We start from the raw sequence: 24,331 nt of genomic DNA, 5'->3' as shown, positions 1-24,331 counted from the left end.
TCTCTTGAAATTCTGATGTGCTTCAAATCAACCCTCTCCTGCCGTTTTTTTCGCTGGAGGCTCTCTTATAGATGTTGATTCAGAATATGTTCCACCTTGTTCCATGTGGAACATAAGGGGGCGATGTAGTATATAAAGGGATGGGAACAAAAAAGAGGTAGTAATCAGGGAAGCCCCTCAACCTTATTGATTTCCCCAGAGCTTATAACATACTCGTATTCGATAACAAGATCTGGAAAATACACGTTTGATGCTTTTATCCTTAAAACTCCCGGAACCACAATAGGTTTTTCAAATTGGCCCGAAATTCTTAGACTACTCCCAGGGGTGATCAAAATGCCTCGACCTAATCTAAATATGTGCCTAAAATTCCGTATTTGTTCTTCTATTGTTTCTCTATCATAACTTTCATAAGGTTTAAAATCCCCATACTCAACTTTAATTGGGTATTTTGAAGCATTAATTATCTCAAATGCCAATTCTTTTGGCTTTATTTTCCTAATAACAAGCATAGGTAGCTTATCAAGTTCCAATATTTTAGTCTGCTTCCACAAAATTTCCGCTTGATGTTCTGAAATCTTAGCTTGGTATCCAACAACACCAATCATTAAGATTGCCACCAACACGCTTAGAATATTAGCAATAAACATCAGTTGATCTTTATACCCATAACATGACATCATTACTAATCCAAACACTCCAATAACTGCGGTAATAAGAACTAACGCAACAAGCACATTCCTTAGTTCATCAAATTTTTTTACAAAATCGTAAGAACGCTCTGAAGCCATTCCAATCACCCATTAAACAAATACCACTCAGCGTAATCAAAAAATCCCTTCGCATCCTCCTTTTCCAGCCCGAAATTTCTGCGCTCATGTTGACTAAGATACTGCACATCTCCTTTTTAGCTCTTTCTGCAAATTTATTTCAATTAATTTGCTACGTATCTAACTCTTGTTATCTTGTTTTGGCAATACCGATTTCTGCTTGGTGTGCTACTGTAGTATTTAGGCTTGAATTAAGGATGGATTTGCCGTAAACAGAAAACAGATCTAAGATGCAAAAGTGGGCCCGCCCGGATTTGAACCGGGGACCTCCTGCGTGTGAGGCAGGCGTCATAACCACTAGACCACGGGCCCTTGAGCGTACTTGGCTAACCTGAATTTAATCCTTTCTCTTGCAACCTAAAAGCCAGATAGATTTAAAAAGGTTTGGCGAAATAGAATTGGAGGTGGTGCAGATGACCACCATAGAACTTCTCGCTGAGAGATACGGACTCGGTATCAAGAGAGTTTATCCCGAGGACTGTCAGCTCTGCATTGCCGGTTATACGGGCAAAAGATGCAAATATTTGATTAAAATCAAAAAAGAGTTCTTCTGCATCAGAGAAGCCGTAAAGGAGGTCGATTCACGCCTGAAATTTTAACACCATTTTTTAATTCATCAAGCTTTTATAGGGTAGCGTGGAGTTTTGCTCGATGATAGTTCATCCAATTGACTACCGCTATGGAACGCCGCAGATGAAGAGGATATGGAGCGAGGAGAGCAAGATAAAGCGGATGATCAGGGTCGAAATAGCTCTTCTCAAAGCTTTGGCAAAGCGCGGCTATCTTAGTGAAGAGGAGGTCGAGGAAGTAAAGAGAAAGGCCCTCCAGATAAAGCCAGAAAGGGTCAAGGAGATCGAGGCGGAGATCAAACATGACATAATGGCCCTCGTAAAGGCAATATCTGAAGTTGCGGGTAGCGCTGCGAGATGGGTTCACTTCGGCGCGACTTCCAACGATATAATCGATACCGCTACGGCTACGCAGTTCAGGGATGCGATCAAGGTCTTCGAAGTTAGACTGAAAAAGCTCGCAGAACTTCTGCTCGAGAGAGCAGAGGAGTACAAGGATGTGGTCTGTCTCGGGAGAACTCACGGTCAGGCTGCTTTGCCAACAACTTACGGCTTCAGGTTTGCTCTCTGGGCATCGGAAGTTGCGAGACACTACCAGAGACTCCAGCAGCTCAAAGAACGGCTACTCGTTGGTCAGATGAGTGGAGCCGTTGGCACTCAAGCCGCATTTGGCAGCGAAGGCATTGAGATCGAAAGAGAGGTCATGACCCTCCTCGGTCTCAGGCCTGCAATAATTTCGAGTCAGATAATTCCGAGGGACGTGTACTGCGAGTATGTTGAATTCCTCGCAAATCTTGCGGCTACCCTCGAAAAGATTGCAACGAACATAAGACTGCTCCAGCGAGCGGAAGTTGGAGAGGTAATGGAGCGTTTCGAGAAAATGCAGGTTGGAAGTTCGACGATGCCCCACAAGCGAAACCCCATAGACTGCGAAAACATATGCGGAATTGCGAGAGTTGTAAGGGGCTTTGTCGAACCCCAGCATCAGAGTTCCATCCTCTGGGAAGAGAGAGATTTAACGAATTCCTCAGCGGAAAGAATAATTCTTGTCGAAGCATCGGTACTCACAGACCATATACTGAGCAAAATGATAAAAGTAATCTCATCCCTCACGCTGAACATTGAAAACATAAAGAGAAATCTTGAAATACATAAAGGTCTCAACCTGAGCGAGGCGGTAATGATAGCCCTCACAAAGAGAGGTGTCAGCAGACAGGATGCCCACGAAATGCTCAGGCGGGCAGCAATGAAGGCATACGAGCATAACACGTCTCTGCTGGAAGAACTCGCTGCGGAGAAAGAAATAATAAAATATTTAAGTAGGGAAGAGCTTGAAAGTTTGCTCAGGCCAGAAAACTACCTCGGAACAGCCAAGCAGAGGATCGAGATGGTCAGAGAGTACGTTACATCTATCATTGGCTGACTTCTCAAATATCCATCATTGTAATAATGAGTAAAGTTTAAGTACTTGAAGTGCTACTGTTATCATAGGTGGTGAGAGTCAATGGTTAAGATCGTTCATGCCCAGACCGTGCTGCCTGAGCACGTGCTTGAGGAACTCAAGAAGAAGACAGGCGAGAGTGCAACCAAGGACGCGATAGCGAAGGCTGTAGAACACTACCTCATGTGTCCGTACACGCATGAAGAGCCACTGGAAAAGAAGCTTGAGGAAGTCCTGAAGAAGAAGAAAAAGTAGTTTATTTCTTTTTTTGTTTGTTATTACGATTATTAATTTTTGAGCGTCCTAAAATTAGGAATGTTTATATACTGCAGAGCGAAGCTTGTTGCGTGAAAACGGTAGAGGAGATTAACGAAAGGATTAGAGAAGGTAATGTCTGCGTTGTTACAGCAAGCGAGATGAAAGAACTCGTTGCCGAACTTGGGGCCGAAAAAGCAGCAAAAGAAGTTGACGTTGTAACTACAGGCACGTTTGGTGCGATGTGCTCTTCTGGTGTATTCATGAACTTCGGTCATTCAGACCCTCCCATCAAGATGCAGAAAATCTGGCTCAACGATGTTGAAGCATACACTGGCATTGCAGCCGTGGATGCTTACCTCGGAGTCACCCAGGTCTCGGAAAAGCACGAGGAGTACGGTGGGGCTCATGTGATAGAGGAACTCGTCAGGGGAAGGGAGGTCGTTCTCAGGGCAATTTCGAAGGGGACGGACTGCTATCCGAGGAAGGAGATAATCACCGAAATTGCCCTCGAAGATCTGAACCAGGCCGAGATGCTCAATCCAAGGAATGCCTACCAGCGATACAAGGCAGCAACAAACTCTTCCCAGCAACTCCTGCGAACGTACATGGGTACGCTCCTGCCCAACTTTGGAAACGTCACCTTTGCGGGCTGTGGCGAAATATCTCCGCTCAACAACGATCCGGAATACAGAACAATTGGTGTGGGAACGAGGATATTCCTCTGCGGGGCTAAGGGGTACGTGATCGGCGAGGGTACACAGCACTGCCCACCCTTTGGTACACTCATGGTCAAGGGTAACCTCAAAGAGATGAAGCCGGAATTCATGAGGGCTGCGGTGTTCCCCGGCTACGGAGTCACGATGTACGTGGGCATCGGAATACCTATACCGATACTCGACGCTGACATGGCAAGGGCAACGGCAATTAGAGACGAGGAAATCTGGACGGAAATTATCGACTTCGGCGTGCCGAGAAGACAGAGGCCTGTAGTGAAGAAGGTAAACTACGCGGAGCTTAAGAGCGGGAAGGTGGAGATAAACGGGGAGGAAGTCAGGGTTTCACCTCTTTCGAGCTTCTACATGGCAGAGAAAATTATGGAAGAGCTTAAGAGACAGATAGAGAGGGCAGAGTTCTTCCTGTCTCCGCCGGCTGAAAGAATAAGCAGAGAGTGCAATTTCAAGCCAATGAGGCAAAGGGAAGTAAAATTCGTCAGGAGCGTTATGACCCCAGCAATAACCATCGAACCTGAGACGAGCGTGGATGAAGCGTCGAGAATAATGATCCAGAAAGGTGTCAACCACCTGCCGGTTGTTAAGGATGGAAGACTCGTAGGTATCGTGACTTCATGGGACATAGCAAAGGCTGTGGCAACAAAGAAGACTGGAAATGTGGCCGAAATAATGACGAGAAAAGTGATAACTGCACTGCCAGACGAGCCAGTGGAGATCGCAGCGAGAAAGATGGAGAAGCACAACATCTCTGCTTTACCCGTCGTAGATGCGAAACAGCGCGTCATTGGCATGGTTACCAGCGAAGACCTGAGCAAACTCCTGGTGAGGTGATTGCAATGATGCTGCAACTCAGATTTGGTTCAAAAGCCGTAAAGAAGCCGATAATATCCCTCGCAACCCTTGAAACATCAACCCTCCTGAACATAATAAAGGCAAACGTTGGGCCGAGAGAGGGCGAATTGATAATTGAGGTGGACGACTCGAAAGCCGAACAGATTGTTAACGTCTTCACAAAGTATGGCGTGGACGTGCACATAATCGAGCGTGCGGTGGAAAAGGACGAGGAGAAATGCATTCACTGCGGAGCGTGCATAAGCATATGTCCCGTCGAAGCCATAGAGTTAAACGGAGAAAAGAAGGTCGTCATAAACGCCTCAAAGTGCATTCACTGCGGTAACTGTGTAAACGTTTGTCCGGTAAAGGCGTTGAAGCTGCCATGAGCTACCTGCGGTTCCGCTTCAGACACAAGCAGACTATTGCAACGGTACTCGTGGATACTGAAGATGACTATGAAAGAGCGGTAAAAGCCATGCTGAAAGCAAGAAAGGAAATAGAAGAAAAGATCACAAGAGACCCTCTCTTTTTTACAACCCTCGATCCCTATGAGTGCCACGGAGAGATAGTTGGCAGAATGTGCCACGCATCAAAACTAGCAAACGTCGGCCCAATGGCGGCGGTTGCCGGCACTATAGCACAGTATGCTGTCGAGGAGGTCTCCAGATTCTCCGAATTCATAGTGGTGGACAACGGTGGTGACATAGCTATCTACACGGACAGGGAACTCATCGTTGGAATATACCCATCAAACCTCGGCTTCAGAATAGAGCCAGAGGGTAAAATCAGGGCAGTATGCACGTCAAGCGGCAAAATCGGACATTCTATAAGCTTTGGATATGCTGATGCTGCGACTGTTGTTGGCAGCGACGCCTGCATCGCTGACGCTTTTGCAACAGCCCTTGGAAACATGATTAAAGAGGACTTTGGAAAGAATGAGATTGAAGAAGCTCTCGAGGAATTCTGGCAGACGGCAAGAAAGCACGTAGATGGCGCAATGGTGGTAAAAGACGACGTAGTAGGAGTTGTCGGAGAGTTGCCGGAGATAGTAAAGGTTAATGTTAGCCCGGATCTCATAACGAAGGGATGAAGGTACTGCTGCTCCTCGGAATCGCCCTGTTCTTCAGCCTGCATCAGGTTTCGATAAAGAAGGGCACAATAAGCTGCGATACAACTACGGGCACGTTCGTGAGCATAGCCACAACGGCCATCCTTTTTACTGCTCTCTCCCTTCCGTCTTTGAACCCCTTGTCTGATTTACAGCCAGCTTTCGTTGCCGCCATGATCATAGCCGGAGTGCTGCACTTCCTCGTTGCAAGAACGGCCTTCTACGTCTGTATAGATAGAGTTGGTGCGAACGTTGCAGCCACTCTTGCCACAACCAGAGTTTTCTTCGCAGCGATGCTCGGCCTCCTTTTGCTTGCAGAGCACATTACTGCCAGAGTTGTTCTCATGGCAGGGTTAATTTTTGCAGGCGTGTTCGCTCTATCAAGGCCTGGCGGCGTAAAGGATGCACGTGGAATACTTCTTGGTCTCTTTACAGGATTTGTCGCCGCATTATCGTCTGTAGTCGTTAGAACCGGTATGGAGATCTCCAGCAATGCTGTTCTCGGAACGGCAATAGGTTACATCTCGGCCCTATTGCTCTTCCCGATCGTGGCAGGAAAGAAGATTGAGATAAATAGTATTGGCAGAGATTACTGGCCTTTCATTCTCGGCGGCATCTTCGTTGGATTTGGTCACTACATGAGGTATGTGGCGCTGTCGCTATATCCTGTAAGCGTGGTGGAGTCATTTCTAAGCACGTATCCTCTCTTCACAGTCATCCTATCGTGGATTTTCATTCGTGATGTGGAAGTTTTCAGTCTCAGATTTTTCATCGCAGCCATACTGATTATTTCGGGAGTTGAGGCGTACTTTTTGCTTTGATCTTTTGTTTCGTTTTTTCGTCTTCAGGACTTCGACACACTGTAGGTATGGATAACCCTGTGTATGGCCGTGATGTGTGACAGAACAGCAACTATCGCAACTGCATGCCAGATGTGATTCGTGAGCAGGCCAGCAACGATTATGAGCAGTCTCTCACCCCTTTCGGCAATTCCAACGTCGCACTTGGGAATTATATGCTCGGCTCTCGCTCTCGTGTAGCTAACAAGCAAAGCTCCGCTAAGGGCAATGCTTACGATGAGCCAGTCAGCGCCGTAAACCCCAAGAGCAATGAAGATTGCAACGTCAACGTACCTGTCGAAGACGGAATCGAGAAAACCACCAAAAGGTGTAGTTTTCCCGGCGTTTCTTGCAAGAGCGCCGTCAAGCATATCCATGAGACCGCTCAGTAGAACTGCCATTGCTCCAAAGACTGCCATACCCTGGCATATCAGCAATGCTGCTGCAAAACCAAAAAACAGACCAAGAAAAGTAAGGTGATTCGGCTTCAATCCAGCTTTCGCCAGAACCGCCGTTATGGGTGTAAGCAGTGATGTCGTGTAGCTCTTTATCTGACTTAACATTCTCTTACTTCCATATCTTGCCTCTGTAGTGGCCTGTTATCGGACAGCCAAGGCACAGCTCGTTTATCCAGTAGTCACAATCCCCGCAGCTTGAACCGCACGATGGCACGTCAGCAGGTTCTATGTGGATTTTCATGGGCACAACAGTATCTCTCTCCGCCCTTACAACTATTCCAACGTCTATGTCGTAAACGTCGGGACTCGGCCTTATGTGCTGGTCAACTATTGCCTCGAGAGTAGAGAGGTCTTCACCGATGAACATCATGGTGAGATTTCTGTTTCCTGCGACGATGAATCCATTCAGGAAGAACGGACATCCTTCGAAGAGCTTAAGAAGTTCTCTCGGCTGCCTGCATTTGACATCAACTTTCAGTATATACAGGCCGGGATTTCTTATGTTGATGCCGTAGGTGTGGTTTATAATTCCGAGTTCCTTCATTTTCTTTATTCTTGCACCCACCGAAGGTTGAGAGAGTCCTACGAGCTTCGCTATCTCATTCTGTGATATTTCGGGATTTTCCTCTAAAATTTCAAGTATCTTCTTATCCTTTTCATCAAGTTCGAAGAGCCCCACCATTCTTACCCCCTCATCCACTTGTCCTTAGCTTATAAAAAATTAGCGAAATCGGATCGGCCTTCTATCCGATATTAATTGACATACAAAAATTTAAAATAAGAATCTAACACCATACGGACTTACAGTTGCTCTGACCGGCTCACCGAACTCTTCAAGCGCTTCGTAGCCGTTTACAGCGAAAACTGCTTTTCCAAGCATAACCATGGATGCCATTCCACCAGAAGCTTCAACTGCCTCGATCACATCCATAACATCCTCTATAAGCCCCGTTTCTACGGAAAACCTCTTTGCCTGGACAAATAAATTCTCAACGCTCGGTTTTCGCATAAATTCTTTGAGACAGTCTTTTCCTACAGAGAAATCAATGTTTTCGCTCAAGACCTCTTCAGTTTTCAGGCTTCCGAGCACGAGAATATCCAGCTCAAGCCTCCACAGAAATCTCTCTACTCTTGCATTGGACGGACATCCCGGCTCTACTCTTACCACTATTCCGCCGTAACTCTGACAGACAACGTCACCGAGGCCCGTCCTGTTAACGACTTCCGCCTCGTGGGCAAGATCAGCAAGCCTGTAAAACGGCAGATTCAAACCATTCTCCTCGTTGACGGCAAAGGCTGCTGCGAGGGCTGATGCCCCGCTCATACCGAACCCGCATGATAGAGGAAAATCCGTTTCTATTTCGACCCCTTTCCCACCGAGAGCATCGAGCACGTATTCAACCGTTGGAAATCTTACTTCCCTGTCATTAACGAGCAATTTATCGCTAACATTCACCCTGACGCCTTTGTTGAGAGCTATGCTAACTCCATAGGAGCCTGTTTCTGCCGGATTTTTTCCGATTACCGGAGTGAAAAAGCAGGTTATGCTTGCGGGGGCGAAGAACATAGGCAATCTTCCACGTAGATGTCCACTATACGCCTGGCAATCTCGCTCTTCAGACCTTCAGCCCAGATCTTCCGTTTTGCAGTCACTATGAGAACCTTCGTGTCCGGAGTTCCCATACCCCTATGGATAACATCGTTGGCAACTACCATATCGAGCCTGTCGTGGAGCATCTTCTCGTAGGCAATTTCATAGAGCTCATCCTCACTTATTCCAGTCTCAGCCTTGAAGCCTATAACAGGCCCGTCGTAAACCTTCCTGACCTCCCAGAGGATCTTCGGTGCGGCTTTCAGCCTGACAACAAGCTCCTCGGCTGTCTTGATTTTCGATTCTTCCTTCTCAACCGTGAAGTCCGCTGGCGCGGCAGCGGAGACGAAAAGATTGCAATCGTTTATCTCTGATAGACACGCCTCAAGCATGTCGGAAACCGAGATGACCGCCACCTCTCTGAAGTTCGGAAGGTTCAGGCCTGTGGGCTTTGACGTTATGTGAACGATGCTGGCTCCTCTTCTCCAGAACTCGAGGGCAAGCTCCCTGCCCATTCTCCCTGAACTCCTGTTACTTATGAAGCGAATTGGATCAAGGAATTCATAGGTTGGGCCGGATGTTACGACAACTTTCTTCCCTTCAAACTCCTTGCTGCTCAAGGCTCTCTCAACGTGGAGACATATGGTTTCGATGTCAGCGAGCTTTGCCTTTCCCTCCGCATACTTCGGCTCCACCACAATGCAGTGCTTTTTCACCTTTTCAAGGCTTTCAGCGAAGAACGGACTCTCCATCATACTCCCGTGCATTGCCGGGGCAAGGATAACAGGCTTTCCAGAGCCAAGGGCTGTGAGAGCCATGGTTGTGATCGCTGAATCTGCTATGCCGTTTGCGATTTTTGAAATGGTGTTTGCAGTTGCGGGAGCTATGAGCATTGCATCTGCAATTCCCTGATTGCCAAGCAGCTTCACGTGGTAACCTTCACCAACAACCTCTGCAACGAATTCCATTGCTGCTTTCCCAATAATACTTTCAGCGCTCTCACTCATGACGACGAATAGCTTCGCTCCTCTCCGCTGGAGTTCCCTCGCGAGCTTCACACATTCCACGGCAGCGAGGCTCCCGGTTATGCCGAGGACAACTGTTTTTCCTTCAAGTCTTCCTGGCATATCTCTTCACCGCTCCAAGAAACGTTTTCATATTTCCTCGTTCAAATGCTTTCCTGTAGCCAGGCTTTTTTAAGGCTTCCCTCAAGGGTGCCAGATTTCTCCTTATGAGCTTGGCTTTGATACCTGCCTTTTCCCTCACTCCTATTTCTGCCTCCAGAGCTTCCGGAACTTTCGAAACAGGAGCTGGTGCTGAAAAAGCAATCTCCCTTTCGACTGTCTGCTTTGAGAGAATTCTGCTAACTGCGTTCCACCAGGCGGGCCACTTAATTGACTCTGCGAGGTGGATTGCGTGGACATCAACTTCTATGAGTCTGTGTGGACAGACGTTCTCGCACGCCCCGCAGTACACGCAAAACTCTGGCTCGAGCTTGAGTTCACTGTCGATGTGCCAAGCCCTGGTTTTGCACACGACAACGCATGCCTTGCAGCTCAGCGGCTCACACACCCTTGCAAGCCTCTTCCAGTATACCTTTATCTCTCCTTCCACCGGTTTAATGTTTATGACTGCTTCGTAGGGACATACAGCAACACAGTAACCGCAGTGGATGCACCTATCCGTGAAAACAACCTCGGCAACTCTTTCCACATCCGCCTCGATAACTTTGCTGCTCTCAACCTCTATTGCTTCCTCCGGACAGAGTTTGACACATAGCCCGCAGTAGTCGCACTTTTCCTCATCGATCAGTATTTCGGCGAAGGGAGTAAGATTTCCGGGCTTTACATCCTTATCTACGAGCTTGAACGCATCGCAAAAACTCGCGCATATTCCGCAAAGATTACACTTCTCGGTATCAATTCTTATACTTCCTCTTGCATCGGCCTTTGGGAAATCTTCTCTTCTCGCGAGAACCCGCCTCTCTATTGCATCCACCGGACATACCTCAACGCACAGCATGCAGTCAACGCAGTTCTCGAGTTTCTCTATTTTTCCACCAAGGGATAATGGAAGCTTACTTTTTTCGACTATTTCTCCGTTTATTCTGAATTCAAATGCGTTAAAGGGGCAAAAAGCATAGCATATACCGCAATAGGCGCAGCTAAGATGATCGATTATCAATGGCATCCCTGCAGCGAGAGCTTCAAAGCCGGCGAACTCTATTGCCTTAACGGGACAGGCGTAAACGCAGAACTTGCAGCCGTTGCAGAGAGCCGGGTTGAAAATCAATTCCCTCAGTTCTCCTTCAAAGTGCTGTTTAAAGACGAGCAGTCCTAACTGCTCCGGGATCTCAGGAATTTCAACGTCTCTTTCAGGTTTTAGTTTCTTGCTCGGATCTCCACCTTCAGTATTCACTTTAATCGCCTCTTTGCTGCTTTAACCTTTCCACGAAGTCCTCCAGCTCGGCAACGAGCTTTCTTGCCTCGCCGGCAGAGCACCATATTCCTTTAACTCTTCCACCCTCGCCAAGAAGTTCCAGAGCCCTGTTTATTCTATCAATCCTCTCCATCGCTATGCTGTTGACACCAAAGTGACATTCTCCTGGCCGGCAGCCAACAACAACGACTCCGTCGACACCCCTTTCAATTGCCCTCACAATCCACTCCGGGTCAACGCGGGAAGTGCATAGAACCCTGATAACTCTGACGTTGGCAGGATACGTGAGCTTCAGCGTTCCCGCAAGGTCAAATGCTGCGTATCCACAATACCAGCAGGAGAAAGCGAGAATGAGGGGGTCTGCATTCTTCTCAACCGTCAGGGCGTCTATCTCGGCAGTTATCTGTTCTTCGGAGAAGAATCCCATGTCTATCGCATCCACCGGGCAGGCCGCGACGCAGGCTCCACACATAGCACACGCGTTTGCGTCGATTTTTGCCTTTCCACTTCTTTCATCAATGACAACTGCGTTGAACCTGCATACCTCAGCGCATAGCCTGCAGCCGATGCAATTTTCTGTTACATAGGCGTTGAATGGATCGAGTTCTTCTTCACCCGAGCAGATAAGCTGCATTGCCTTCGACGCTGCAAGACCTGCCGATGCTACACTCTCCTGTATATCCTTTGGCCCACTCGCAGCCCCAGCGACAAAGATACCTTTCGTGTTAGTTTCTGCTGGCCTGAGCTTTGGATGAGCTACCTCAATAAATCCATCCTCACCCCTCGAAAAGGTGTTGGTGCCTTCCATGCCTATTGCCAGCACAACCAGGTCGAAGTCCTCCTCAAAAACCCTGCAGAGGAGCGTATCCTCGTATCTCACAACAACCTTTCCGTTATTTTCCCATAGCTGGCCGACGATGCCCCTCACGAAGCGGACACCTTTCTTCATCGCCATCCGGTAGTACTCTTCATACCCTCTCCCCGAAGCTCTCATATCGGTGTAGAATATTGTGACATCCGTGCCAAACCTTTCTTTCAGAATCAGAGCATTCTTTATACTTGCCATGCAGCAGACCCTCGAACAGTAGGGGTTGGTGTTGACGTCCCTGCTTCCAACGCACTGGATGAACGCAACTTTCTCCGGTTTTTTGCCATCCTTCCTCACGAGTTCTCCCATTGTCGGCCCGCTGGCAGAAAGCAGCCTTTCGAGCTCCAGACTCGTTATGACGTTATCTATCCTGCCGTAACCATATTCGGGCTTTCTCCTTGCGTCGAATGGCTTAAATCCGGTTGCAATTATAATGGATCCCACATTTATGTCTATCTCTTCCTGTTTTTGATTAAAATCGATGGCATTGGGTTTGCAGGCTTTTACACATAGCTCACAGCGAATACAGTTTTCCCAGTCAATGGCAGCATAGAGAGGTGTTGCCTGAGGAAAAGGAATGTACACAGCCTTTCTAATGCCAACGCCGTCAAAAACGTCAACGGGACAGACTGAGGAGCAGTCCTCTATACAACCCTTACAGTTCTCGTTCACGTACCGGGGATGCTTTACAATTCGCAGTTTGAAGTTTCCAACGCGTCCATCAATTTTCTTTACTTCTGCATTCGTTATAAGCTCGATATTCTCGTTCTCCCACACTTCGTTCATTTTCGGTGCAAGTATGCATATGGAGCAGTCGTTGGTTGGAAAAACCTCGTTAAGTAAAGCCATGTGACCGCCAATGGTGGGCTTCTTTTCGATAAGGTAAACCTTTATCCCTGCTTTTGCAAGGATAAGAGACGCTTCTATCCCGGCAATTCCTCCACCTATAACTGCCACGCTTCTTCTAATTCTCGCCCTCTTTCTCTCGAGGGGTTTCGAGTGCTTGGCCCGTTCGAAGGCCATCCTGAGTAGATCTCTCGCCTTTAGCTGCGCGTCTCTGCCTGAATGCACCCACGTACACTGCTCCCTTATGTTGGCAATGGAAACCATATACGGATTCAGACCCGCTCTCAAAGCAACTCGCCTGAAGGTTGCTTCGTGGAGCTTAGGGCTGCAGGCAGCCACGACTATGGCATCCAGCTTTTCTTCGGTAATTGCTCTCGCTATTTCTTCCTGGCCCGCCTCCGAGCAGGCGTAATCGATATCGATAGCATAGGCTGCGCCCAGCCTGCGGGCATACTCAACGAGTTCTTTAACGTTAATCTTACTGGCTATGTTTAAGCCACAGTGACAGATGAAGACGCCAATTTTCATGGCATCACCATTATTAATCCTGAGCATTGTGGACGGCTTTTAAAACTTTGTGACCTCTGCTTCTGTAAACTAAAAAGAAACTATAGCAGCCCAGATGCAGTATCTTCCTTTTCCTACTTTTTCAGTGCCTGCTTTTGGAACCGTAAAGACGTCTCGTCAGCCCTCCAAGCGCTTCAAACGATAGTTTTCACGTAAAAGCCTGCAAGAAACGACACGCCAGCAACTACCCGCTCTGTCGGCTCTACCACGAGGAACATAATCAGAAGATGGATGCGGCAACGAGTGACAGTGCTGCGGGAATTCTCATTGTCACTTCGTCGTTTTTATTTGGTTTTATTGCTAACTGCTCTTCTCTCTCACCCTATACTCTGCTTTTGCCTCTCTTTCCTTAAGCCCTTTCTCTATCCAACGAACTCCAAATAGGTAGTGCATTGATATGCCAATTCCCCAGCCTATGAGCGGATAAAAGAACCAGATAGCTTCTGGGGAATAAATGAGGTTAATTAATATCAACATTGCGTTAACAAGTACGTACACTACCAGATGAACTAAAAACCCTCTTTTCTCCTCTTCTGCCACTACTTCTCTATATGCCTTTTTGTATTCATCTAATAGAATTTCTTCTGGCATGTTTTTCACCTTTTAATAGTATTGGTCTTAAATTTTTGTTATAAATACCTTTTGGGGTCCAAAAGTTAAGATATCTGATATGTGAAGTTTGATCCGATCAACTACTATGCGAGTCACGAAACTTCTTTCTATGGAGTCTGGATAAAATCCATTCTTCCATAATCAAAGTGGAGCTGGAGCTGCATAATGCTTTTACAGACATACGAGGTTTGCCCAGACAGAAGACTTCAAATATCTACGCTCAAACATACTCTCGTGCTTATCGGAATAGCTGTCTACGGAATGGACAGACCGGGAATAATATGTGGAATGTCCGAGGTTCTCGCAAAGAGGGGACTGAACATCATCGATATAGAGCAGACAGTCCTCCAGGGTCTTTTTGTCATGTTCATCGTAGCAGAAGCGGAGAACGTGGACATTGAGGAGCTGAAAAGAGAACTCACCTCGAAAGGAGAGAAACTCGGAGTTAACGTTTCGGTATCACCGTTCGAAAGGAAGAGTTCAGATGAAAAGAATCTCTACGTCCTGACTGTTCTTGGAGAGGACAGAGTCGGAATTGTTTATTCTATAACAAGAATACTCTACGAGATGGGCATAAACATCGAGCGGACGAATCTCACTGCGAGAGACAGACTGATCTCAATAGAGTTTCTGATCGACATGGGCAAAAGCGACGTTGAGGAAGTCAAGAGGAGACTCAAGGAAGAAGTGGAGAGCAGGGGGCTCGATGTTGTAATCCAGCCTTACTCCCTCTTCCAGAGGAACAAGAGACTCATAGTTTTTGATATGGATTCGACACTCGTAGATGCTGAAATTATAGACGAACTTGCAAAAGCTGCTGGAGTCGAGGATGAAGTCAAAGAGCTGACGAGAAAAGCGATGAATGGTGAAATAGACTTCAAGGAGGCTCTGAGGGAGAGAGTTAAGCTGCTGAAAGGATTGCCAGTAGACGTCCTCGAACGAATATATAGTGAGATAAAGCTGACAGAGGGGGCAAAGGAACTGATTAAAAGCCTGAAAGAGTCGGGATACAGGGTTGCACTTGTTAGTGGTGGTTTTACCTACTTCACCGACAGGCTCAAGGAGGAACTTGGCCTCGATTATGCTTTCGGCAACGAACTTGAAATCAAAGATGGGAAGCTGACCGGGAGACTGAAAGGCAGGATAATCGACGCAGAGGAGAAGGCTAGGATAATTGAGGAACTCGCAAGAAAGGAGGGTATAAGCAGAGAAAACGTCGTTGCCGTTGGCGATGGGGCGAACGACAGGATTATGATAGAAAATGCCGGACTGGGCATAGCTTTCAATGCAAAAAAGGCGTTAAAAGAGGTTGCAGATGGTACGCTTTCCAAAGACCACCTTATAGGTCTTGCAAGCGTACTGAAACTCCAGACCGAGTTTAAAAAGCGTGTTTAATTTGTTAAAGCTGAGCGGCTATCAAATCTACAGACCAAACGGCTCGGCTCCACTTAGCAGTTCCGCATCAACCCCGCCAACAAGAGGTCTTCTGTTTACGATCCTGCCCTTTACGGTATACTTCAGCTCAATGCTCTCTCCGGGGTTGAGCAGCACGTCCCATGATACGGTTGTGTACGTTGACTGCGACACTTTAGCATTGTCTGCCTCAACGCTACCGCTGCACATCTCGTAAACCTTCAGTTCTCTCCTTGCTTTTGTGAAGTTGAAGATCCTGAGAGTTACATCAAGCATGCCGTCCTTTTCGACGACCTCTCTTTCGACGTGCAGATTGCCCACGATTCTGGCAACTATTCTATCTACGTCTATCTCGTCTTTCTCGAGAACCTCGCAAACCTTTCTCGCGAGGAGTGGAAGAACCTTGTACAGGACATCCTCCTTCTTCTTCTTTTTCATCAGTCTTTCTTTCCTTTCCAAATACTCTCTAAGCCGTCTCCCCGCCTCCTGGAGAGCAAGTCTAACTTCCTCGATTATCTCCGGAATCGCTGCAACCGCTTCCTTTGATTCTGACGTGTACGGTATGTTTGTTGAAGCGAGGTGGACGAGGATAACCGCCCTTCCTGACGGAAGCTCGTCCCTCGTCTGCTGCAGGCCGTAGTTCTTCCAGTTAACGCTTTCAACAGCTTTGGTCAGCGCGCATCCGCCCTGCTGGTAGAGCAAGGGGATTTTGTTCGCGTATCTGAGAAGAGTTACTCTATCCTCAGAAATCTCCCCTCCATACGCTATGCCCACCTCAACGAGGAAGGGGTGTCCGGAATGAACTTTTGGCTTCCTTGTTACGGCGTAAACCCATTCCGGCTTGTATTCTGCCATCAGGCTTTTCATAATGAGAGATTCACCTATAGGCGAGAGACAGTCTGTAGGTGGGGGAAGGAAGTCCGTCTCGCTGAAAGCCTGCAGGAGTCTGACCGCCTCTTCTCTCCCCATTTCTTGCGGGCTGACGTTAGCGCTGAGACCCGCCCTCGATATGACCTCTTCAGCCGTCTTATCTCCGACTCTCACGAACTCGTTTTTAAGAAAGCTTCGCAGGTCTCTCGCTTTTGTATAGCGGAGCATTGCCATGAGCTGGCCAAGTTCTATGCCATGCGGATGGGGCTTGATTTCCTTCGGCACTGGCGGAAGCTCCTCGCTAACGCGAGGAAACTCGTGAATTTCCCCATCTGGATCGACAAACGTTATTTTGGCGTGGGGGTTGACGACGGAAGTCTCCCTCAGGTACTCGAAAACACTCTGCTTTCTCTCTTTAACGTAGCTGCCGGCAATTTCGAGCTCGATCCTCGTTCCTCTTGCCACAAGCCACTCCACTTCCTCCTCGCTGACTATTTCCGGCTCGTTCTTTCTTGTGTTTATGAAAATCTCCATTCTGACCGCTTTGCTGTCAGGTGAGGTCTTGGAGGTAACAACAGCAGGCTTTCCAGTGGTGAGCTGGGCGTAAAGAACCGCTGCGGAAATGCCTATTCCCTGCTGCCCTCTGCTCTGTCTTATTGCGTGAAAGCGAGAGCCATAAAGGAGCTTGCCGAAAACTTTTGGAATCTGTTCCCTGATTATTCCGGGGCCGTTGTCCTCAATTACAATTCTGTAATGTCGGTCGACCCTATCCACTTTTACAAATATGTCCGGCAGTATGCCAGCTTCCTCGCAAGCATCGAGGCTGTTATCAACCGCCTCTTTTACACACGTGATTACGGCTTTGGCCGGGTTCGAATAGCCGAGAATGTGCTTGTTTTTCTCAAAAAACTCCGCTATACTTATCTCTTTCTGCTTTTTCGCAAGTTCTTCTGCCTTCATAGCTCTATAACGGTTAAATTTCCGCTCCAACAACGGTCTGAGTCTTGGTTACGCCGTCAACACTCCTTATATCGTCAACAGTCCTGTTCAGCTCAGACAGGCTTTCGGCCTGAATTATAACGACAAAGTCAAACTCGCCAAAGACGTGGTATATGTCTCTAACGTTCTTCATGCCCTTTATAACTACGTAAACGTCCTTCTCCTTCCCCGGAGAAACGTTTACCATCGTAACTCCGATTACCATGCTTCTTTTTTTGTATGCCAGATATAAAAATTTTGCACTCAGCCCAGCACATCGTTAATTGAATCAATGAGAACAGTTAAGATTTGCATAACGTTATTAAACCCATTGTGCAGGAAGGCTGTTAAGCACGACTTGAGGCTTGAATGGGTAGGTGACAGCATGTGCGAAAAAATCAAACTCGGGCTTGTGGTTGCTGAATTCAACAGGGACATCACGTATATGATGGAGGTTCTTGCAAAAGAGCACGCGGAGTTTCTTGGAGCGGAAATAACGGACGTGATAAGAGTTCCCGGCGTCTTTGACACGCCTATAGCTGTTAAGCGCGTTCTCGAAAAGGGCGATGTGGATGCAGTGGTGACCATAGGCTGCGTTATTGAGGGTGAGACTGAGCATGACGAGGTTGTGGCGCAGCACGCAGCAAGGAAAATTATGGATCTGGGCCTGGAATACAACAAGCCCGTCACCCTCGGTATTTCGGGGCCGGGTATGGGCAGGCTTGCAGCCCACCAGAGAATTGACTACGCAAAGCGTGCAGTTGAAGCTGCAGTCAAGCTCGTCAGGAGGCTAAAGGACTATGATAAGCAGAAGGGCTAAGTCCATCCAGCCCTCTGCTACTCTGTCCATTTCATCCACTGCAAAAGAGCTCGCGAGACAGGGCAAACCCGTTATAAACATGGGTGTTGGTGAGCCCGATTTCGTGACGCCGAAACACATAATTGAGGCTGCAATCAAGGCCCTTAACGAGGGAAAAACCTTCTACACTCCTACAAGAGGAATTCCTGAACTCGTAGATGCTATAGTTGAGAAGGCCAAACAGGACGGGCTTGACGTAAAGGCTGAAAACGTTATAGTGACTCCCGGAGCCAAGTATGCCATCTTCGAAGCCATACTGGCCGTAATTGAGGAGGGTGACGAGGTCATTCTTCTCGACCCCTCGTGGGTGAGTTACGAACCGTGCGTTCAGGTTGCTGGAGGTAAGGTCGTCTGGGTTCCCCACAGCGAGGGATTCAGCGATGCTCCGATTGAAGAGTACGTAAAGCAGAAAACAAAGCTGATTATAATCAACTCGCCCAGCAACCCACTTGGAGTGGTGTACCCAAAGGAGTTTCTGAAGAAGGTGAGGGATATCGCCGTAGACAATGACATCCTCGTAATGTCCGACGAGATATACGACAAAATCATTTTTGAAGGTGAGTTTGTAAGCATAGCGGGCTTCGACGGAATGCCGGAGAGAACGATAGTTATTAACGGATTTTCAAAGACTTATGCAATGACTGGATGGAGGCTTGGCTACGCCATCGCTCCGGAAGAGATAACCAAACACATGCTCCGCATTCAGTCGCACTCGGTCAGTCATCCAACATCGTTCGTTCAGTACGCAGGTGTTGCCGCACTCAAAGGCGACCAGAAATGCGTTGAAGAGATGGTTGCGGAGTTCAAAGTGAGAAGGGACATGCTCATGGAGGGGCTCGATGAGATTGGTTTGAAATATGCGCCGCCGAAGGGAGCATTCTACATGTTTGTCGATGTTGGGCAGGATTCCATGAAGTTCTGCGAGGAGTTCCTCAAGAAAGAATACGTCGCAGCAACTCCGGGCAGCGCTTTTGGAAGGGTTTTCACAACGTGGGTCAGGCTGAGCTATGCAACGTCAAGAGAGAACATCGAGGAAGCGATCAGAAGGTTGAAAAGATTCTTGTCTTAACCTCTTTTTGTTCCTCTCTGGTGTTAAATGTTGCGTGTCCAACGAATCTCTAATCCTTATATCTCACCTCAAAGGCCATAAAGTCCTCAGCCACCATGGCGTTCTCAAAAACAGCTCTTGCCTCCTCGAGCAGAGGTGTTGCATCCTTTGAGTACCTCGCGCTTACGTGGGTGAGAACGAGTTTTTTAACGCCGGCAGCCTTTGCAACCTCTGCAGCTTCCCTTGCCGTTGAATGTTTCGTCTCTTCCGCCCACTCCTGCAGGTCGGAGGTGAAGGCTGCATCGTGGATTAGCACATCTGCACTCCTCGCAATCTCGATAGTTCTTTCACAGGGCCTCGTGTCTCCTGTATAAACTATCTTTCTGCCTGGACGGGGCTTACCGACCACCATTTCTGGAGTAATAACTTTTCCGCCAACTACCACGCTCTCGCCCTTTACGAGCTTTGCATACAGCGGCCCGGGAGGGATGCCAAGAGCCTCTGCCTTCTCTCTGTAGAACTTTCCCGGTCTGTCTTTCTCAATCAGCGCGTATCCGAGACTCGGTACTATGTGATCAGTTTTGAATGCCACCACTTTAAAGCCATCAAACTTGACCTCGTCACCATCCCGCAGTTCCACAACTTCGATGGGATAGCTCAGCTCATCGTAGCCAAAGGCTTTAAAGAGCGAAGCGAGGAACCGGGCGTTTGGAGAGTAAATCGCTAATTTCTCCCTTCTTTCGTTCAATGACATGGTTTCAAGCAGGCCAAAGAGGCCTATGAAGTGGTCGGTGTGCAGGTGCGTAATGAAAATGGCGTCGAGTTTGAAGCCCGTTTTCGCTATCATCATCTGTCTCTGCGTCCCCTCGCCGCAGTCGAATAAGATGCGATGAGAGCCATGCCGAACAAAAACTGCAGAAGGGTTGCGCTCGACACTCGGGATTGTACCAGATGTGCCGAGAAAAGTAATTTTAAGAAGCATGAAAAATGTTTGCTGACTGCTTTAAAAATTTAGCTTTCGAGGACTATCTCGATGTTAACGTCCTTGGGCACCTGAATTCTCATTATCTGCCTCAGTGCTCTCTCGTCCGCGGCTATATCTATCAGGCGCTTGTGTATCCTCATCTCCCAGTGGTCCCACGTTTCGCTGCCCTCTCCATCAGGCGCTTTCCTGACTGGCACAACAAGCCTCTTCGTTGGCAGTGGAACCGGGCCACGAATTTCAACGCCGGTCTTGTTGGCAATCTCCTTGATCTGGCTGCAGATTCTGTCGAGATCCGATGGGTTGAGCCCCGAAAGCCTTATTCTTGCCTTGTAACCTTTTATTGCCATGTCAAACACCCTAAAGAAGAAATAAAAAAATTTGTTTACTTCCTCGGCGTAACGTCGAGAACCATTCCCGCTGCGACGGTCATACCCATGTCTCTGATGGCAAACCTGCCGAGCGGTGGAATCTCCTTGACCTTCTCGACGACCATTGGCCTCGTTGGCTCAAGCTTCACCACTGCTGCGTCTCCAGTCTTCAGGAACTGCGGGTTCTCCTCCTTGACCTGACCGGTTCTGGGGTCGATCTTCTTCAGGAGTTCAACGAACTTGCATGCTACCTGAGCGGTGTGTGCGTGCACAACAGGCGTGTAGCCGACGGTTATAGCAGTCGGGTGCTGCAGAACGATAATCTGGGCGGTGAAGTCTCTTGCAACCGTTGGCGGGTTGTCCGGGTGTCCACAGACGTCTCCACGCCTTATGTCGTTCTTACCAACACCACGCACGTTGAAACCGATGTTGTCTCCCGGATATGCCTCCTTGATTGGCTCGTGGTGCATCTCAATGCTCTTTACTTCTCCGCTCACACCGGGCGGCTCAAAGATGACCTTGTCACCGACCTTGAGCACTCCAGTCTCAACTCTTCCAACTGGGACGGTACCGACACCGCTGATTGAGTAAACATCCTGGATCGGAATTCTGAGTGGCTTGTCAACGGGCTTCTCGGGTGGCTTGAGCGTGTCAAGCGCCTCGAAGATCGTGGGGCCGTTGTACCAGGGAGTCTTGTCACTCTTCTTGAGTACGTTGTCACCGTTGTAAGCAGAAGTCGGAATGAACGGGATTTCGTCAACCTTGTAACCTACCATCTTGAGGAGCTTTACTACCTGCTCCTTGACTTCCTCGTACCTCTTCTGGTCGTAGTTCACCTTGTCCATCTTGTTTATTGCGACAATCATCTGGTTGATACCGAGAGTTCTCGAAAGGAACACGTGCTCCTTGGTCTGAGCCTGCACACCGTCGTCAGCAGCAACTACGAGAATTGCAGCGTCAGCCTGGGACGCTCCAGTGATCATGTTCTTGATGAAGTCTCTGTGTCCGGGGCAGTCCACGATGGTTATCTCGTACTTCTGAGTCTTGAACTTCCTGTGAGCTACGTCGATGGTAATACCTCTCTCCCTCTCCTCCTTGAGCCTGTCCATGACCCACGCGAATTCGAATGTAGCTTTACCCTTCTCCTGAGCCTCTTTTCTGTATTTCTCAATTATGTGCTCTGGGATCTCTCCAGCTTCATAGAGGAGTCTGCCAATCAGGGTGCTCTTTCCGTGGTCTACGTGCCCGATCATGGCAACGTTAATGTGCTCCTTCTCCTTGGCCATTTTCACCATCCTCCTTTCATCTTTTCTTTTTTCCGCCTACTGCTGAAGGGTATATAAAACTTTGCTGCCAGCGGATGGGAGAAAAGCAGAGGAAATAAAAACTTTACGGGAGCTGCGCCTCTCTGCTTAGGTGTTTAACGAGCTCCTCAAAGCTCAGCTCGTAATGTTCTCCCGTCACCATATTCTTGAGAGTGTACCTGCCCGACTCTATTTCCCGTTTGCCAACCACCACAGCAAAGCTTGCGTTTATGTCGTTTGCGTAGCTGAACTGCTTCCTGATGTTCCTCTCCATGACATCGGTAACCACGCGAAAGCCCTGTTTTCTCAGCTCTTCTGCAATCCTGAACGCCTCGCCCTCAAAACCGACGTTTACTACGACGATGACAGGTTTTTGTGGCGGCGTTATTTCACATATCTCCGCAATCCTGTCGAAGCCAAGGGCAAAGCCTGTCGATGGTACATCTTCCCCGCCAAACAGGTGCGTAAGCCTGTAGCTCCCTCCGCCACATATCTGCTTCTGCGCTCCAAGGCCGTGTTTTGCGTACGCTTCGAAAACAACGCCGGTGTAGTAGTCGAGCCCTCTCGCGATGCCGAGATCGATGACGTAGTTCACATTCATCGAGTCGAGAACATCGCACAGTTTTTCCATATGACTCATATCGAAGTCTGGAATGAGCCTCGACGCTTCGACAAGCACATCTCTGCTGCCAGTAAGCTCGATAAGGGCGTAAATTTTCTCTGCCAGCTCCTCAGGAGCGTTAATCTCTCTCAGATAGCTGCTAAGCCCTTCAACGTCTTTCTTATCTATTAAACGCATGATTTTCGAGGCCCTGTCCTCTTCAATGTCCTTCAGCAGATGCCTGAGTAGCCCGACGTGGCCGATGTGCAGCTCGAAGTCAAGATTCAGCTCATCCATTATTCTGTATGCAAGGGCTATGACCTCCGCATCAGATAGATGTGATGACGAACCGATAAGCTCAACGCCAAACTGCCAGAACTCTCTGTATCTCCCCTTCTGCGGCCTTTCGTAGCGGAAGCAGTTAGCAAAGTAGTAGAAGCGTAACGGGCGGGGCATGACCGAGCATTCGTTTACAAAGAGGCGCATAACAGGGGCCGTAAGCTCCGGACGGAGAGCAAGGTCTCTTCCACCCTTGTCCTTGAACGCGTATAACTCCTCAACTATGCCCTCACCGGACTTAATCGTGAACAGCTCGAGGTGCTCAAATGTTGGCGTTGCTATTTCCCTGTAGCCGTAACTTTCCGCAATTCTTCGCATCACCGCCTCGATGGCCCTTCGCTTTTCCATCTCGTCAGGCAGAAAATCTCTCGTTCCACGTGGCCTCTCGATCTTCACGCAATCCAGCGCGCATAGACGAAATAAAAATGTTGGGGATTTGTGGGGTGTGGAGGTATTAGATTTACAGTCTTCTCGGGTTCAGCTTTATAGGATCTCCCAATCCCTGGATTCCACTGGAGTCGCTAAATCTATCCTCTTACACTAAATTCCTCAGCCCGTACTTCTCAGTAATCTCAACAGCCCTCCGCATTTCTTCCGGCGTAAGTCTCCTTGCGATCTCCGGAAAATCGAATGCTCTGAAGGCCGGATAGTACTGGAACATGAGGTTAAATCTCGTGTCCCTGCCAAGGTTTTCTGCAACCCATTTCACTATTGGCTCTGTGCAGCACTCAATGTGGTTGGGCATGACGAGATGTCTTATCAGCAGTTCTCCGTTGTCTTTAGCTCTCAAAAAGTTTCTCGTTACAACCTTCCAGTAGTTCTTCACTCTCGAGTATTTCTCCGCGCATTTATCGTTGCCGTACTTGAAGTCACCAAGCCAGACGTCAACAACGTCCTCTATCACTTCAGCAAGCTCGCTGCTGTGGTACATGTTGGAGTTCCACACCACTGGAATATTCGACTCGACGTGGCTCAGAGTTTCCAGAATCGTGTGTGCATGCTGGTCTGGATTCCCTCCAACGAAGTTCACGTTCCTGCTGCCCTGTCTGAAACGCCTGTCTATAACTTCGGCAAGATCTTCCGGAAGAGCTTCGTAGTCTTCATCGTAGACTATGTCGTAGTTCTGGCAGAAGACACATGCGAATGTGCAGCGGTTGAAGAAAATCGTGTGCGACGGGATAAGTTCGGGCTCTTCACCCATGTGCAGAAACTCCGACGCGTAGTAGCTCTTCGCACCTACCTTGCAGAAGCCTTTCTTCTCGTACCTGTTTACCCCGCAACGCCTCTCGCAGAAGCAGCACTCCTTTAGCATCTCCTTCAGCAAATCCACCTTGAGATGAAGGAACGAGTAGTCTGCTGGATGTGAGGTGAGGAAGTCGATATCATCTCCTTTTTCAGCAAGCAGCGCTTTAAACTCCTTTTTTAGCTCGGAGTGGTGCTTCCACATCTCGTCAATACTCTCTTTCTTTTCAGCATTGATTCTCCTCGCTATCTGGAACTTCGCTACGGCTTCTCCGTTGTATATTCTTTGGTATCTTTCGAGCCCCAGTACCATCAACACTACTTGTCGCCAAA

The 24,331-nt window shown here is 48.3% G+C and carries 25 protein-coding genes and 1 tRNA gene; 10 read left to right on the top strand and 16 right to left on the bottom strand.

Annotated features, from left to right (window positions below):
- Positions 1-164 precede the first annotated feature (164 nt).
- Positions 165-791 (bottom strand): hypothetical protein, encoded by a 627-nt coding sequence (locus ARCVE_RS05420; protein ID WP_013683763.1) that lies wholly within the window; start codon positions 789-791, stop codon positions 165-167.
- A 278-nt stretch (positions 792-1,069) separates the two neighbouring features.
- Positions 1,070-1,142: transfer RNA gene (locus ARCVE_RS05415), tRNA-Val, on the bottom strand.
- A gap of 101 nt (positions 1,143-1,243) precedes the next feature.
- On the opposite strand from ARCVE_RS05415, the gene ARCVE_RS05410 reads away from it, so the two are divergent.
- From ARCVE_RS05410 to ARCVE_RS05380, 7 genes are all read left to right on the top strand, one after another.
- Entirely contained in the window at positions 1,244-1,429 is a 186-nt protein-coding gene (locus ARCVE_RS05410) for a hypothetical protein (protein ID WP_013683762.1), read from the top strand.
- 52 nt (positions 1,430-1,481) lie between these two features.
- Complete coding sequence (purB, locus tag ARCVE_RS05405; RefSeq protein ID WP_013683761.1) at positions 1,482-2,822, top strand: adenylosuccinate lyase; 1,341 nt, start codon at positions 1,482-1,484, stop codon at positions 2,820-2,822.
- An 81-nt stretch (positions 2,823-2,903) separates the two neighbouring features.
- Positions 2,904-3,095, top strand: a complete 192-nt coding sequence (locus ARCVE_RS05400; protein ID WP_013683760.1) for a DUF5371 family protein — start codon at positions 2,904-2,906, stop codon at positions 3,093-3,095.
- Between the two features lie 92 nt (positions 3,096-3,187).
- Positions 3,188-4,660: a homocysteine biosynthesis protein gene (locus ARCVE_RS05395; RefSeq protein WP_013683759.1), complete on the top strand. Its 1,473-nt coding sequence runs from the start codon at positions 3,188-3,190 to the stop codon at positions 4,658-4,660.
- A gap of 5 nt (positions 4,661-4,665) precedes the next feature.
- On the top strand, positions 4,666-5,049 hold the full coding sequence (locus ARCVE_RS05390) for a 4Fe-4S binding protein (RefSeq protein WP_013683758.1): 384 nt from the start codon (positions 4,666-4,668) through the stop codon (positions 5,047-5,049).
- Positions 5,046-5,753, top strand: coding sequence for a UPF0280 family protein (locus tag ARCVE_RS05385; protein ID WP_013683757.1), 708 nt, complete (start codon positions 5,046-5,048; stop codon positions 5,751-5,753). The genes ARCVE_RS05390 and ARCVE_RS05385 overlap by 4 nt, the downstream gene beginning before the upstream one ends.
- Positions 5,750-6,592, top strand: a complete 843-nt coding sequence (locus tag ARCVE_RS05380) for a DMT family transporter (RefSeq protein WP_013683756.1) — start codon at positions 5,750-5,752, stop codon at positions 6,590-6,592. The genes ARCVE_RS05385 and ARCVE_RS05380 overlap by 4 nt, the downstream gene beginning before the upstream one ends.
- 23 nt (positions 6,593-6,615) lie before the next feature.
- Here the strand turns inward: ARCVE_RS05380 and pgsA are convergent, their stop codons facing one another.
- From pgsA to ARCVE_RS05345, 7 genes are all read right to left on the bottom strand, one after another.
- A complete protein-coding gene (gene pgsA / locus ARCVE_RS05375) occupies positions 6,616-7,173 on the bottom strand; it encodes an archaetidylinositol phosphate synthase (RefSeq protein ID WP_013683755.1) in 558 nt (185 codons plus the stop codon).
- 4 nt (positions 7,174-7,177) lie between these two features.
- Positions 7,178-7,750, bottom strand: a complete 573-nt coding sequence (locus tag ARCVE_RS05370; RefSeq protein WP_013683754.1) for an Lrp/AsnC family transcriptional regulator — start codon at positions 7,748-7,750, stop codon at positions 7,178-7,180.
- 90 nt (positions 7,751-7,840) lie between these two features.
- Positions 7,841-8,635, bottom strand: coding sequence for a pantoate kinase (locus ARCVE_RS05365; protein ID WP_013683753.1), 795 nt, complete (start codon positions 8,633-8,635; stop codon positions 7,841-7,843).
- Positions 8,611-9,786, bottom strand: coding sequence for a bifunctional phosphopantothenoylcysteine decarboxylase/phosphopantothenate--cysteine ligase CoaBC (coaBC, locus tag ARCVE_RS05360; RefSeq protein ID WP_013683752.1), 1,176 nt, complete (start codon positions 9,784-9,786; stop codon positions 8,611-8,613). The genes ARCVE_RS05365 and coaBC overlap by 25 nt, the downstream gene beginning before the upstream one ends.
- On the bottom strand, positions 9,770-11,077 hold the full coding sequence (locus ARCVE_RS05355; RefSeq protein WP_013683751.1) for a 4Fe-4S binding protein: 1,308 nt from the start codon (positions 11,075-11,077) through the stop codon (positions 9,770-9,772). Before ARCVE_RS05355 ends, coaBC begins: the two co-directional genes overlap by 17 nt.
- A 1-nt stretch (position 11,078) precedes the next feature.
- The gene (locus ARCVE_RS05350) at positions 11,079-13,340 is read right to left on the bottom strand and encodes a hydrogenase iron-sulfur subunit (RefSeq protein WP_013683750.1); all 2,262 of its coding nucleotides are present in this window, start codon (positions 13,338-13,340) and stop codon (positions 11,079-11,081) included.
- A gap of 339 nt (positions 13,341-13,679) precedes the next feature.
- A complete protein-coding gene (locus tag ARCVE_RS05345) occupies positions 13,680-13,970 on the bottom strand; it encodes a 2TM domain-containing protein (RefSeq protein WP_013683749.1) in 291 nt (96 codons plus the stop codon).
- 186 nt (positions 13,971-14,156) lie between these two features.
- Between ARCVE_RS05345 and serB the strand changes: the two genes are divergently transcribed.
- Complete coding sequence (gene serB / locus ARCVE_RS05340; RefSeq protein ID WP_013683748.1) at positions 14,157-15,386, top strand: phosphoserine phosphatase SerB; 1,230 nt, start codon at positions 14,157-14,159, stop codon at positions 15,384-15,386.
- Between the two features lie 27 nt (positions 15,387-15,413).
- Here serB and ARCVE_RS05335 read toward each other — a convergent pair whose 3' ends face one another.
- The gene (locus ARCVE_RS05335; protein WP_013683747.1) at positions 15,414-17,234 is read right to left on the bottom strand and encodes a DNA topoisomerase VI subunit B; all 1,821 of its coding nucleotides are present in this window, start codon (positions 17,232-17,234) and stop codon (positions 15,414-15,416) included.
- Between the two features lie 13 nt (positions 17,235-17,247).
- Positions 17,248-17,478, bottom strand: a complete 231-nt coding sequence (locus tag ARCVE_RS05330) for an Lrp/AsnC ligand binding domain-containing protein (protein WP_013683746.1) — start codon at positions 17,476-17,478, stop codon at positions 17,248-17,250.
- 159 nt (positions 17,479-17,637) lie between these two features.
- On the opposite strand from ARCVE_RS05330, the gene ribH reads away from it, so the two are divergent.
- Together ribH and ARCVE_RS05320 are read left to right on the top strand one after the other, a co-directional pair.
- Positions 17,638-18,072 carry a 6,7-dimethyl-8-ribityllumazine synthase gene (ribH, locus tag ARCVE_RS05325; protein ID WP_083809355.1) on the top strand — a complete coding sequence of 145 codons (435 nt, stop codon included), beginning with the start codon at positions 17,638-17,640 and terminating at the stop codon, positions 18,070-18,072.
- Complete coding sequence (locus ARCVE_RS05320) at positions 18,053-19,180, top strand: pyridoxal phosphate-dependent aminotransferase (protein WP_013683744.1); 1,128 nt, start codon at positions 18,053-18,055, stop codon at positions 19,178-19,180. The genes ribH and ARCVE_RS05320 overlap by 20 nt, the downstream gene beginning before the upstream one ends.
- Before the next feature lie 49 nt (positions 19,181-19,229).
- On the opposite strand, the gene rnz is transcribed toward ARCVE_RS05320, so the two are convergent.
- From rnz to ARCVE_RS05295, 5 genes are all read right to left on the bottom strand, one after another.
- Positions 19,230-20,141, bottom strand: a complete 912-nt coding sequence (gene rnz / locus ARCVE_RS05315) for a ribonuclease Z (RefSeq protein WP_013683743.1) — start codon at positions 20,139-20,141, stop codon at positions 19,230-19,232.
- A 29-nt stretch (positions 20,142-20,170) separates the two neighbouring features.
- On the bottom strand, positions 20,171-20,491 hold the full coding sequence (gene rpsJ / locus ARCVE_RS05310) for a 30S ribosomal protein S10 (protein ID WP_013683742.1): 321 nt from the start codon (positions 20,489-20,491) through the stop codon (positions 20,171-20,173).
- A 35-nt stretch (positions 20,492-20,526) separates the two neighbouring features.
- A complete protein-coding gene (tuf, locus tag ARCVE_RS05305) occupies positions 20,527-21,798 on the bottom strand; it encodes a translation elongation factor EF-1 subunit alpha (protein WP_013683741.1) in 1,272 nt (423 codons plus the stop codon).
- A gap of 103 nt (positions 21,799-21,901) precedes the next feature.
- A complete protein-coding gene (hisS, locus tag ARCVE_RS05300; protein WP_013683740.1) occupies positions 21,902-23,152 on the bottom strand; it encodes a histidine--tRNA ligase in 1,251 nt (416 codons plus the stop codon).
- A 139-nt stretch (positions 23,153-23,291) separates the two neighbouring features.
- Positions 23,292-24,311 (bottom strand): radical SAM protein, encoded by a 1,020-nt coding sequence (locus ARCVE_RS05295; protein ID WP_013683739.1) that lies wholly within the window; start codon positions 24,309-24,311, stop codon positions 23,292-23,294.
- Positions 24,312-24,331: the final 20 nt, after the last annotated feature.

The sequence above is a fragment of the Archaeoglobus veneficus SNP6 genome, assembly GCF_000194625.1.
GTDB classification, from domain to species: Archaea; Halobacteriota; Archaeoglobi; order Archaeoglobales; family Archaeoglobaceae; genus Archaeoglobus_C; species Archaeoglobus_C veneficus.
Note: the sequence above shows the minus strand (reverse complement) of the source record. Positions and strands in the feature narration are given on the sequence as shown.

Coding starts and splice junctions, on each gene's coding strand:
- ARCVE_RS05420 (WP_013683763.1), bottom strand. CDS start 791: ATGGCTTCAGAGCGTTCTTACGATTTTGTAAAAAAATTTGATGAACTA.
- ARCVE_RS05410 (WP_013683762.1), top strand. CDS start 1,244: ATGACCACCATAGAACTTCTCGCTGAGAGATACGGACTCGGTATCAAG.
- purB (WP_013683761.1), top strand. CDS start 1,482: ATGATAGTTCATCCAATTGACTACCGCTATGGAACGCCGCAGATGAAG.
- ARCVE_RS05400 (WP_013683760.1), top strand. CDS start 2,904: ATGGTTAAGATCGTTCATGCCCAGACCGTGCTGCCTGAGCACGTGCTT.
- ARCVE_RS05390 (WP_013683758.1), top strand. CDS start 4,666: ATGATGCTGCAACTCAGATTTGGTTCAAAAGCCGTAAAGAAGCCGATA.
- ARCVE_RS05385 (WP_013683757.1), top strand. CDS start 5,046: ATGAGCTACCTGCGGTTCCGCTTCAGACACAAGCAGACTATTGCAACG.
- ARCVE_RS05380 (WP_013683756.1), top strand. CDS start 5,750: ATGAAGGTACTGCTGCTCCTCGGAATCGCCCTGTTCTTCAGCCTGCAT.
- pgsA (WP_013683755.1), bottom strand. CDS start 7,173: ATGTTAAGTCAGATAAAGAGCTACACGACATCACTGCTTACACCCATA.
- ARCVE_RS05370 (WP_013683754.1), bottom strand. CDS start 7,750: ATGGTGGGGCTCTTCGAACTTGATGAAAAGGATAAGAAGATACTTGAA.
- ARCVE_RS05365 (WP_013683753.1), bottom strand. CDS start 8,635: ATGTTCTTCGCCCCCGCAAGCATAACCTGCTTTTTCACTCCGGTAATC.
- coaBC (WP_013683752.1), bottom strand. CDS start 9,786: ATGCCAGGAAGACTTGAAGGAAAAACAGTTGTCCTCGGCATAACCGGG.
- ARCVE_RS05350 (WP_013683750.1), bottom strand. CDS start 13,340: ATGAAAATTGGCGTCTTCATCTGTCACTGTGGCTTAAACATAGCCAGT.
- ARCVE_RS05345 (WP_013683749.1), bottom strand. CDS start 13,970: ATGCCAGAAGAAATTCTATTAGATGAATACAAAAAGGCATATAGAGAA.
- serB (WP_013683748.1), top strand. CDS start 14,157: ATGCTTTTACAGACATACGAGGTTTGCCCAGACAGAAGACTTCAAATA.
- ARCVE_RS05335 (WP_013683747.1), bottom strand. CDS start 17,234: ATGAAGGCAGAAGAACTTGCGAAAAAGCAGAAAGAGATAAGTATAGCG.
- ARCVE_RS05330 (WP_013683746.1), bottom strand. CDS start 17,478: ATGGTAATCGGAGTTACGATGGTAAACGTTTCTCCGGGGAAGGAGAAG.
- ribH (WP_083809355.1), top strand. CDS start 17,638: ATGTGCGAAAAAATCAAACTCGGGCTTGTGGTTGCTGAATTCAACAGG.
- ARCVE_RS05320 (WP_013683744.1), top strand. CDS start 18,053: ATGATAAGCAGAAGGGCTAAGTCCATCCAGCCCTCTGCTACTCTGTCC.
- rnz (WP_013683743.1), bottom strand. CDS start 20,141: ATGCTTCTTAAAATTACTTTTCTCGGCACATCTGGTACAATCCCGAGT.
- rpsJ (WP_013683742.1), bottom strand. CDS start 20,491: ATGGCAATAAAAGGTTACAAGGCAAGAATAAGGCTTTCGGGGCTCAAC.
- tuf (WP_013683741.1), bottom strand. CDS start 21,798: ATGGCCAAGGAGAAGGAGCACATTAACGTTGCCATGATCGGGCACGTA.
- ARCVE_RS05295 (WP_013683739.1), bottom strand. CDS start 24,311: ATGGTACTGGGGCTCGAAAGATACCAAAGAATATACAACGGAGAAGCC.